General features: G+C 46.9%; 4 protein-coding genes. 3 read left to right on the top strand and 1 reads right to left on the bottom strand.

Annotation, left to right across the window (positions count from 1 at the left end):
* Window positions 1-474: 474 nt before the first annotated feature.
* The 3 genes from hisS (at window position 475) to K0O23_RS12645 (ending at window position 5,423) form a co-directional block, all read left to right on the top strand.
* Complete coding sequence (gene hisS / locus K0O23_RS12655; protein WP_219877788.1) at window positions 475-1,872, top strand: histidine--tRNA ligase; 1,398 nt, start codon at window positions 475-477, stop codon at window positions 1,870-1,872.
* Window positions 1,873-1,881: 9 nt separating this feature from the next.
* A complete protein-coding gene (hutH, locus tag K0O23_RS12650; RefSeq protein ID WP_219877787.1) occupies window positions 1,882-3,372 on the top strand; it encodes a histidine ammonia-lyase in 1,491 nt (496 codons plus the stop codon).
* 143 nt (window positions 3,373-3,515) lie between these two features.
* The gene (locus K0O23_RS12645) at window positions 3,516-5,423 is read left to right on the top strand and encodes a T9SS type B sorting domain-containing protein (protein ID WP_219877786.1); all 1,908 of its coding nucleotides are present in this window, start codon (window positions 3,516-3,518) and stop codon (window positions 5,421-5,423) included.
* 69 nt (window positions 5,424-5,492) lie between these two features.
* On the opposite strand, the gene K0O23_RS12640 is transcribed toward K0O23_RS12645, so the two are convergent.
* Window positions 5,493-9,167, bottom strand: a complete 3,675-nt coding sequence (locus tag K0O23_RS12640) for an SBBP repeat-containing protein (protein WP_219877785.1) — start codon at window positions 9,165-9,167, stop codon at window positions 5,493-5,495.
* Window positions 9,168-9,360 lie beyond the last annotated feature (193 nt).

Genomic DNA, 9,360 nt, shown 5'->3' with positions numbered 1-9,360 from the left:
GTAATGGTCTGTTCTGTCATGGCTGTTACGAATTAAGTCTGCAAACTTTAAAACGTACAACAGCCGCTGGCAGAACAGATTTTTTGTGTTAAACCGCGTGTACTATCACGCAACTTGAGTTAAGTAATTATTATAACGAATTTTAACTCAGATTTATGTATGGATATCCCTATATGCAAGCTTTTCCTATAGCAATTTAAGTAATATAGGGCATATGCTATATAAGTACACTTCAAGTAAGAAATTTTGTGTAAATATTTCTTATCCAACCAAGTTTACAAGATAGCCATACACTTAGTATAGCCTATTCCGTTTTTAATGTTACCATATCCATTATCAAGTAAATCAAAGAGTATATAAGACAAGAATCCATACCTGAAATCAGGTAGTGTTCGATAAAACAAGGAATAAGATTTAGATCCCCCTCCCCTTTTCCCCAGCTTTTAGTAACTTCGCCGGCAAACTTGCAGAAGTATGAGCAAAGAGAAACCATCTATCCCTAAAGGAACCCGCGATTTTGGCCCTGCCGTAGTGGTCAAAAGAAACTATATTTTTAATATTATTAAGCGTACGTTTGAGAAGTTTGGCTACCTGCCACTCGAAACACCCGCTATGGAGCAGTTGTCTGTACTTACAGGCAAGTATGGCGACGAAGGCGACCAGTTGCTTTTCAAGATTCTCAACTCCGGCGACTTTATGTCTAAAACCAGAACTGAGGACATTGAGCAGGGCCATAAGCACCTTACCCGCAAAGTATCGGAAAAAGGCCTCCGATATGATTTAACGGTGCCATTTGCCCGCTTTGTGGTGATGAATCGCAACGAGATCACGTTCCCGTTCAAGCGCTACCAGATACAGCCTGTCTGGAGAGCAGATCGTCCGCAGAGAGGCCGTTATCGTGAGTTTTACCAGTGCGATGCCGATGTGGTGGGCACTAACTCTTTGCTGTGCGAAGCCGAGATCGTTCAAATGATAAACGAAGTGCTGACAATGCTTGGCCTTACCGACTTTACCATCAAAATAAACCACAGAGGCATACTTTCCGGCATCGCAGAAGCCATTGGCGAAAAAGGTAGAGAGGGTGACATTTGCGTGGCAATTGATAAACTGGATAAGATCGGAAAAGAAGGCGTTCGGAAGGAGTTAATTGAGAGAGGCATTTCGGAGGAGGCTGTATCTAAGCTGGAACCACTTTATACTTTAGAGGGCAACAACGAGCAGATTCTGGATCAACTGCAAAGTATACTTGGCGAAACTACTGAAGGTGCGCGCGGCCTGAAAGACCTGCACGAAGTATGGCAGTACTTATCTGCATTAAAAAGCCAGGCGCTCACAGCCACCAATGATTCCGGTAACCCAAGGTTGATGCTGGATGTGACACTGGCAAGGGGCCTCTCCTACTACACCGGCTGTATTTTTGAGGTAAAGGTAAACAATGTAAGTATGGGCAGCATCAGCGGTGGTGGCCGTTACGATAACCTTACAGGCATGTTCGGTATGCCGGGTATATCGGGTGTAGGCTTCTCGTTTGGTGTAGACCGTATATACGATGTACTGGAGGAGCTTCAGCTTTTCCCCGACAGTAGCCAGGTTGGCACAAAAGTACTGCTCGTGCAGTTCGATAAAGAGTCTGAAATGCATGCATTGCCTATACTTCAGCAGTTACGTAATGCAGGTATTGCCTCAGAACTATACCCTGAACCGGCCAAACTGAAAAAGCAGATGGGATACGCTGACCAGAAAAACATCCCTTATGTTATACTTATCGGCTCAGAGGAAATTGCCACAGGCAAACTGAAGCTACGCAACATGCAACAAGGTGAGCAGCAGGACCTGACCATCGAAGAAATCATCAGTGTTCTTAAAAATTAAAATAACGGAATGGGCCATGTGCATTACATCTCCGGCGAGCACCTTAGCCTGGAGACGATTGAGACAATCATCAGCGAAAAGTATACGCTAGCACTTTCAGAGGATGCAGAAAAGCGGATTACCAAATGCTTTAACTACCTGCACCAGAAGATAAAAGACTCTGATCGCAGTATTTACGGGATCAATACCGGTTTCGGGTCTCTGTACAGCAAAAAGATCTCTACCGCCGACCTGGAGCAGTTGCAGCGTAACCTGATGATGTCGCATGCATGTGGCACCGGCCCTGAGGTACCTGCCGGGGTAGTAAAGCTGATGCTTTTGCTCAAGATACAATCACTTGCGTATGGCCACAGCGGTGTGCAACTGCAAACTGTTAAGCGGCTGGTTGATTTTTACAATCGTGATATCTACCCGGTAGTATACCAGCAGGGGTCTTTGGGTGCCAGCGGCGACCTGGCTCCTCTTGCCCACCTTTGCCTGCCGCTAATTGGTATGGGGGAGGTAAACTTTCAGGGGTATAAACTGGCTAGTGAGCATGTGCTGGAAATGTTTAGCTGGGAGCCTATTGCACTAAAAGCCAAAGAAGGGCTTGCATTGCTTAACGGTACGCAATTTATGGCAGCTTATGGTGTATATGTGCTGTTAATGGCAAAGCGGTTGTCCAGGCAGGCAGATGTAGTAGGCGCTTTATCACTGGATGGTTTTGATGGCAGAATAGAGCCTTTCAATGAGCTGATTCACCGTATCAGGCCGCACAAAGGGCAACTGGAAACCGCTGCCAATTTCAGAAAACTGTTGGATGGCAGCGAGTTGATTTCAAGAGAGAAGCAGCATGTGCAGGACCCATACTCTTTCCGTTGCATACCGCAGGTGCACGGGGCCTCCAAAGATGCCATTGCCTATGCCGAGCAGGTGTTCCTGACAGAGATCAATGCCGTTACAGATAACCCGAATATTTTCCCGGATGAGGATGAGATTATATCCGGAGGCAATTTTCATGGACAGCCACTGGCACTGGCACTGGATTTTCTGGCCATTGCCCTGGCAGAACTGGGTAGTATTTCTGAACGCAGAACGTACCAGCTTATTTCAGGGCAAAGAGAGTTGCCGGCCTTTCTAGTGGCAGAGCCTGGCCTGAACTCCGGCTTTATGATAAGCCAGTACACAGCGGCTTCTATCGTAAGCCAGAGCAAGCAACTCTGCACACCAGCCTCCATCGACTCCATCCCATCGTCGCACAATCAGGAAGACCACGTAAGTATGGGTGCCAATGCTGCTACAAAGCTGTACCAGGTTGTACACAATTTAGAGCGTATTCTAGCTATTGAGATAATGAATGCGGCCCAGGCTATTGCGTTCAGAAGACCAGGCAAAACCTCTCCTGTGTTAGAGCAGCTTTTAGAGGACTTTCGGGTAGCGGTTCCGTTTGTAGCCACAGACAGGGTGCTGCACAACGATATCATCCAAAGTATAGACTTCCTGAGAAAGTATAAAGTATAAATTCCAGGTAACGAATAAAACAACATCAAAAGGGCCTTGTTTAAAGTATAGCTAAAGCAAGGTCTTTTTTTTGTTTGAGTACAATAAACTTCATTTCTACTCATTATTTAAATAAATTTAGTTGATCATCTGCAAAGTATAACTTGAAGTTCCTGCTAACTATATGGCTTCTCCTGCTGGCAACAGTTTCCTGGTCGCAGACAGGTTGCTTTCAGGCTATTCAGGATGGGCAGGTAGTGGATGTTATTTGTGCAAATAAACCGGTTTTCTTTCGCGACTGCGCCCCCCCAGACCCCAATACGGTCATCTTTTATTATCCCGGGCCAGAAAAGTTCAGCATACAGACAAACGTACTAACCGGTGAACAACCTACAGAGTATAAAACGCCTGGCACCTACATCGTCACACAGATTATCAATAAAAAAGACGGAGGTCTGACACAGTTTTTCGAGAAAACTTACACGGTTAAAGCTGCTGATACAACTCCGGAATTTACGGCAACAGCCTGCGCCAACAATGCAGTATCTATGACAATTACTGATGATACGTACGATAGCTATACTATAAATTTTGGAGATGGCACTAGCCAGGCAGCACAGCCAAAAGCTACTGTAACACACAATTATACTACCTCCGGCACATTTACCATAACTGTTTCCGGCACGTTTACCGGCTCCACCTGCAGCGCAACCAGCACCAAGCAAATTACCACACTGCCGCCATTTAAGCTTCCCTACCTCCAGAATCTGGCTATAACCCAGCAAGGTACCGCCGGTGAAGTATGGCTCGACATCCGGGATTTGCAGCCTGGCTACTTATACATTATTGAGCGCTGGCAAGACCCCAGAACTAACTTCCAGAAGATAGACACCATCCGGAATGTAACGCAAAACAGCATCAGCCATACGTTGCGGAATGTAAACACAGCTGAAGGAGTATGGTACCTGGTAAGGATCACGGACGAATGTAGCAGTGTAACAGGAATAAGCAACTCCAATATTATCAGTTCCATTGCCTTGGAAGTAGCGCCGGGTAATGAGCAGGCATCACTTAAATGGCAGGCTTTTCCCGGAGCGTCCCAATATGAAATTTACCGAAACAACACCCGAATCACTACTTTAAACAGTAACACTTTTACCTTTACAGACGAGGATCTTAGCTGTGGGCAAACCTATACATACTTTATTAAAGGCGTAGGGCCGGATGGCAGCACTTCTACTTCTGCTGCACAAAGTATACGGGCTACCTCTACAGTTATACCTAATGCACCTTATGTGCTGGCTTCATTTAACTTAAACAACCAGGTAGAGCTAAGTATAAACCTGCCCCAAAATAAGCTGGCTCAGAAAATCGACATACAGCGAAGTATAAACGGAGCCGCTTACCAGAACCTGGCGAGTGTAACCCAACCACAGTATACCGATGCCATCCCCAGCTTGAACCCAATATGCTACCGCGCAACTTTTACAGACCCATGTAACAATACATCACCTGTAAGCAACATTGCCTGCCCAATAATTCTAACTGCTAAACGGGATGGTGAGGGTTCGGTGCAACTATCCTGGACACCTTACACCGGCTTTCCGGGTGGTGTATGGCAGTATACTGTTGAAGTACTGGATGCTGGTGGCGCATTGCTTACCAGCTATGCAGCTACCGGCACAACCTATACCGACAGAGTGCTTAGCAACGAAGTGCAGCTGCTGCGCTACCGCATTAAAGCTTCATCAAACCAGGGTACAGAGGTTACTTACTCAAACATAGAACAGATCGAGCAGGACCTCCAGCTATACATTCCCAGCGCTTTTACACCTAATGGTGATGGTTTAAATGATGTGCTGGAAATTAAAGGCCGCTTTATTCAAACCTATACTTTAAAAGTATACAACAGCCTGGGCAATGTGGTTTTTCAATCGGATGGGAATACGAACTGGGACGGCACCTACCAGGGCAAACAGTTACCAGCGGGTGCGTATGCCTATGAGGTTACAGTTAAAACTAATTTTGGAACTACAAAACGCAGAACAGGCACAGTTACATTGCTTAGATAAACAGTTATAACCTAATAAACACAAAAGAGGGAGCCTGGCAGCTCCCTCTTTTACTACACCAAACACCCACTATCGCTTTAATAGCACCTTTATACTTTGGGAGTCTGAACCGGTGACGAGCCTGGCAATGTAGAGTCCCTCATTGAGGCCCTGCCCGCTTAGCTCGTACTCATAGGTATTGCCGGCTTTGGCATTGCCTCTTGCAAGCTGCTTTACCAGCCTGCCCCTGGTATCGTAGACCTCCAACGTGTAAGCCTGACCCTGTTCAAGAGAGAAAGAGATGAGGGTGCGCTCGGAGAAGGTATTGGGGTAAGCCATCAACTGCTGACCTGCGTCCGCCGCCTGGGCGTTGCTGCTGCCCCTGGCCGCCATGCTGGCGTTGCCCTGCCTGTGGATGACGATGTTGCCCCGCTGGATCATTGGGCCCTGGTTGCCTAGATCAAGTATTTCCCCGGTTCCGTTGTCGTAGACCACTCTGTTGTAGCGCCCCAGGTCCCAGATGCGTACCCGGAGCCTGTCGCCAGAGTCGTCAGCTGACGGGCTGCCGGCGTCCGTCACCGAGACGGTGAAGCCGTAGCGGCCCCTGCCATCCAGTGTGCCCTCTCCCTTCCAGGCGGCCCTGTCGCCGGTCACCACCAGCCACTCGAGTTGGTTGCTGCGGAGCCTGCCCAGGTTACCGATGTCCAGCTGCAGGCTGCCCTGCGGCTCGGTGGCGAACCGACCGCTGTAGCGCACGTTGAGGTTGAAGCGGATGCCCTCCGTCTGCCCAGCCCCCGTCACGAAGCCCGCCTCGGGATCAAAGATAGGCATCCACTGCTCGTAGCCCTGGTTGACCGGCCGCAGGCAGCTCTGTGAAAAGTCCAGGCCTATCTGGTAGATGCCCGCCGAGAGGTAGGTGTGCTCGCCGGTGATGCGCGAGGTGCCAGGGGCCGTGTAGGAGACAGTGGAGGCGCTGCCGTCGCCCCAGCTCCAGCGCACGCCGTGGTCAGCGCCCAGGATGTAGGGGCGGAAGTCTGCCGTGGTGCGCACCTGCCAGCCCACGCGCTTGGCAACCGGCGGCAGGTACAAACGCGCCTGCACCGGGATGTTGCATGGCGTCTCCCCCTCCTGGCTGTACTTAATGGTGAGGAAATCGAAATTGCGATTTTGGTTTTGAGACGTTCCGGTTACAAAAACACTGCCCTCAGAATTTACTGCTAAATCATTTGCCAGATCTGTGGAGTTAGCTTCTCCACTGTATCGTATCAACCATACCTGCTGACCATTGAATGCATTGTACCGTATTGTGGCATAATCAAAGTTATCCTCGCTTACCTGGCTCCAACCAGTCACGTATACTCCTCCGGCATTGTCAACTGAAATCGCTGAGGCGTGATCTTCCATCTCAGCAGGTCCATCATAACGTGTTACCCAAGTTAGATCGCCTGTAGTAGCTTCGTACCTGACAGTAGCATAATCAGAACTTGAAAGGTCAAATTCATTTTTATTACTCCATCCTGTAACATAAACTCCTCCGTTAGTATCAACTGCTATTGCTGTGGCATGACTTTCGAACCCGGGCACATGATAGTGTGTGGCCCATGTTTGTGTACCAGTTGCGGCATCATAACGCACAGTGCCGTAATCCCATTCGGATGGGAAACTCTCTGAAAGCTGAACTGTACCAGTTACATACACGCCACCCTTATTATCTACGGCAATAGCACTTGCTCTAGAATAGCCTGTACTACTCCCACTGTATCGAGCTACCCATTTTTGGTCGCCTGAAGTCGCATCGTAGCGTAAGGTGGCATAACGTATGGTAGTACCTGGGCCCCAGCTAAAACCTGTTACATACACCCCTCCATCAGCATCGACTGCAATAGCACTGGCTTGGTCATTGTCGTTATCAAAGTCAAAGGTGCTTTCCCATACTTTGTTACCAGTTGATGCATCATACCGCGCTGTTAAATAATTTTCGTTTGCCGAACCGATAATATAACTGTATCCGGTTACAAAAACATCTCCCTCCTTACCGGTACTTAGCGCAACCAATCTCACATTTCGGTTGTCTTCTGTTTCATGTTGCTTTACCCAAGTTTCCATGCCTGTAGCTGCGTTATAGTGAACCAGAAAAGATTTTCCGCTCAAGGATGCGATCACAAAAACGCTACCGTTTGCATAAGCTACATCGGTTTGTGCATCTCTAGGTAGTTCTGTGCTATACTTTGCCACCCACAGCAGCTCTCCGGACGGGGAATATTTTATAGTAACAATCTGAGATAAGCCACCTTGCACAGCACTAAATCCAGAAACATAGCTGTTACCGGCGTTATCAACTATTATTTTCTGAGCCAGGTCACTTGCAGCGGTACTGCTTCCATAACTCCTTACCCAGGATTCCTGGCCATTTTCAGGTTCATACTTTACAATAAGAAAATCCTGGATAAAAGTGGAGGGCTTATAATTAGAAGTAACCAGATACAAATTGCCCTTTCCATCAGTTAACACTGCGCTTTTGTTTACAAAATTGTCGCTCAAGGCATTATATCTGCTAACCCAATCTGTATCACCATTATCGGCATTATAACGGATCGTTACAAAACTGTATGCCGTAAATTGTTTTCGGTCAATCCCTGTTACATATATATCATCAGATGTACCTATTGCTATAGATTGAGCAGATAAAAACCTACCTGCATCAGCCTGGTACCGGCTTTCCCACAATAAATCACCAGTAGATGAACTGTACTTAGTAGTTGTAGAAGTATAGCTTATAATCTGTCCTCCTTCTATTTCATAAAGAGTACTCAACACGTAAACATTATCATCGCCATCAAGCACAAGCTGGTTTGGCTCCTCGGAGGCAACACCGTCGATTTCACTGAGCCAGACCCGTTGCCCTGTAGCAGCATCATACTTAGCAGTTATAAAAGAATTAAAGCGTACACCTGTTATATACACTCCCCCCATTCCGTCGTGGGCGATATCATAACCTATGGATTTGGAATCTCCCTGGCCTGCTTCTTTTGATGTCCAGAGTCGTTCTCCGTTTGCAGCATTATACTTTACTGTAACAACCCACTGTTCAGGTATTGCAGGCATTGCCCTGTCGGCTGGCTGTATTCTTTCAACACTGGACCCTGTAACGTAAACTCCACCTTGGTTATCAGTAGTTATCGTATGAGCTACATCCGTTTCGTTTACAGGGCCGTTGTATTCTGCTTCCCAAACCTGCATACCATCTGATGCATTATATCTGACAGTCAGGTAATTTTCACTTTGAAGATCCCTGTCTACAGAGCCTATAATATATACACTTCCTGCATTGTCTACAGCAATATCGAAGACCTCAGCAGTACCCAGATATGTTGACTCCCAAAGTATGTTTCCGTTAGCCCCACTCAATTTAAATGTTCTAATCTGAGAGCCATTACCTGTTATGTACGCATCTCCGGAGCTGTCTAACACGATTGCACGTACAGTTCCGTTAAAGTCGGCGACCTCATGAGACCATAGTACTTCTCCTTCCGGAGAGTAATTTACAGTAAGTATAGTACCTTTACTGTTTCCCGTTAGGTATACATTCCCTTGATCATCAATAACGGAAGCCTGAAACTCTGTGCTACTTGGGCCCTCGCCAGCGTACCTTCGCGCCCACTCTTCTTTTACAGTTTGTGCTGAGGCTAAAAAAGCAATCAACATGTAAAACAATGCCAGACTCAGCCACTTCAGGCCGGGTTTAATAAATAAAGTTGTTTTCATAGGGATAGAAATTAGGAAATGAATTGGTGCTCTATATAAAAAAGAACATCTCACAAGAACCAGGAAGCACTCTAAGGAACACACCTTAGCACAATAAGGGTAATGGAGGGGCTTCTTTTAACAAGAAAGAATCAATTAAAAACATGTAGGGCTCTATCTATGATTATACTGATGCTGCTTATTTTCATCCATG

The organism is Pontibacter aydingkolensis (genome assembly GCF_019443125.1).
GTDB lineage: Bacteria > Bacteroidota > Bacteroidia > Cytophagales > Hymenobacteraceae > Pontibacter > Pontibacter aydingkolensis.
This window is presented reverse-complemented; position numbering and strand designations above follow the sequence as displayed.

What these genes read in the sequence shown, in the direction of transcription:
- hutH (WP_219877787.1), top strand. Translation starts at nt 1,882, where the DNA reads ATGGGCCATGTGCATTACATCTCCGGCGAGCACCTTAGCCTGGAGACG.
- K0O23_RS12640 (WP_219877785.1), bottom strand. Translation starts at nt 9,167, where the DNA reads ATGAAAACAACTTTATTTATTAAACCCGGCCTGAAGTGGCTGAGTCTG.
- hisS (WP_219877788.1), top strand. Translation starts at nt 475, where the DNA reads ATGAGCAAAGAGAAACCATCTATCCCTAAAGGAACCCGCGATTTTGGC.